Origin of the sequence: Salegentibacter sp. 24, assembly GCF_004362395.1 — a bacterium.
In the GTDB taxonomy this organism is placed as follows: Bacteria; Bacteroidota; Bacteroidia; order Flavobacteriales; family Flavobacteriaceae; genus Salegentibacter.
Window position 1 is genome coordinate 1 of sequence record NZ_SNWE01000050.1, and the last position, 1,908, is coordinate 1,908.

2 protein-coding genes are annotated in these 1,908 nt (G+C 32.8%); both read right to left on the reverse strand.

Annotated elements, in window-relative coordinates; genetic code table 11:
* Positions 1 to 182: 182 nt before the first annotated feature.
* Complete coding sequence (locus tag DET49_RS18290) at positions 183 to 857, reverse strand: hypothetical protein (RefSeq protein ID WP_133550291.1); 675 nt, start codon at positions 855 to 857, stop codon at positions 183 to 185.
* 125 nt (positions 858 to 982) lie between these two features.
* The gene (locus tag DET49_RS18295) at positions 983 to 1,804 is read right to left on the reverse strand and encodes a patatin-like phospholipase family protein (RefSeq protein WP_262708006.1); all 822 of its coding nucleotides are present in this window, start codon (positions 1,802 to 1,804) and stop codon (positions 983 to 985) included.
* Positions 1,805 to 1,908 lie beyond the last annotated feature (104 nt).

The following is a 1,908-nucleotide window of genomic DNA, read 5'->3' on the forward strand; positions in this document are numbered from 1 at the left end:
TTAGGTTAGTATTTTGGTTTTCAGACACTTAAATATAACCATATTTCTGCTTTTTTCATGCTAAAAAACTACTTTTCTTACGTCGAACTCAGGTTTTTACATTTTTGTACAGGACAAACTTAGGAAATCAAATACCTGTAAATCAATAGCATAATTCAAATAAGAATGGAATTATGCTATAATTATTCTTTATTTAGCATCTGGCGGATGAATTTTCGTTGATTTCGGGAATTAATTTTTTCCTGGTCGTTTTTCCAGGCGGAAAAACTGGTTTTTAAAGTGTTTTCTTTAAGCGGTTCGTTGTTCATTAGGAAAGAATTCATCAGTAAAAGGAAAAAATCCTGTTTCCTCTCACCGGTAAGATCCTGGATACCCCCATCAAATAGTTCATCGAATAAGACGAAGAGGATTCGGTGGTTCGCGGAGTCCCCGCTTTTATTTCCAACGGTGAAATTGATCTTCTGCTGAACATATCTGCCTTTAAGCAATCTTAAGAATTGCTCTTTAGAATCTTTATCAAGATTGATGTATTCAAACCGTATCCGGTATTTATCAATAGGTACCACCTTGAAATTATGCCGGTCGGTCTCCAGGTGTTTATCTGATTCATAGAATATGGCCAGCCAGACCAAAATTACCGCCAGGATTATAAAAAGGATCAAATAATAGACATAACCCTCTATTATGCTTTGGATCCCGAAGATTAAACTGAAGCTGGTAACGAAAAGTATGAAGAATGAAAGGATGAAAAGAATCACGTTGGTAACATTTCCCTCTATTTTATCCTCGAAGAAATCATTTATTCCAGATCTTAACCTAGCCAGTGCTTTCCCGGATTTAAGAATAAATTTTTCCATAGTAACCAACGCTTCAGGCTATTAAATATAACTAAAATAAAAATAAGTGGAAAACGTAAAAGTTTACTAGTGCTTTAAAATGAAGCTTGTTTTTCTCAGCCGGATTCTGATTACACCATATGAACTTAAAATGAAAGATGATTTCCGTAAAAATACGTAGCTACTAAAAAGATTACCAATAGGCATAATGATTTGATAAAAAACTTCTTTTTTCTTTTCTTAGTTTTCAATTTTTCTCTTAACAATTCAAGGTCATTCTTTCTTGATTCAAAATTAAGATCTGTCTTTTTAATAATATTAGTTTTATCCAGGAATTTTATTGCTGCCAACCTCCCACTTTCGAGTAAAAATTCTTTCTCTTCTGATGATAGTTTAAACTGAGTTGTGCTTATTGGATCAGGATCAATAACAACAATATTGTTTTTATATTCCCTTAAAACATCAGGGTCCGAAGATTCGGTCCAGATTGATAACATATCGCCTAAAAAATTCTTTTTTTCGTGTTTGTAAATTTCGGCTCCTAAATAAAGGCCTAAAAAGTTAGTATCAGGGTATTTATCGAGTAGTACTTTAACAGGAAAGTTATTTTGAGCACCTCCATCAAACACCCTTAGACCTTCACTATATTGAGGAGTAAAAAAAATTGGAATAGACATGCTACATCTCGCAGCAAATGCGGCATTTTTTTCCATAGATTCCTTTTCAAAAGAGCTAAAAATTAAAGCATTTTTATCTCTTCTACTGGCATACACTGTAGTTTTATAGGGAAGATCTCTCAGCCTTACTGATGTTGGAGATTCTAATTTCGAAGCTAATAGTTCTTCTAACCATTTAGTAAAACTCTCTGCTTCATAGAGGCCTTTTTTTACTATTAAATTTTTAACAGCTTTGAATACATTAGCATCTTTAAATTCAGAAAAATTTTTTCCGCTAAGTATTTTTTTCAGTTCTTCGAATGAAGAACCCCCATTTGTTAGGACAGCTTAGCTGCTAAATTAAGTTCTATTTTTCATTTTTTAAGCAGCATTTCTTTCTTGTTTTAAATATCGGT

What these genes read in the sequence shown, in the direction of transcription:
- DET49_RS18290 (WP_133550291.1), bottom strand. Translation starts at nt 857, where the DNA reads ATGGAAAAATTTATTCTTAAATCCGGGAAAGCACTGGCTAGGTTAAGA.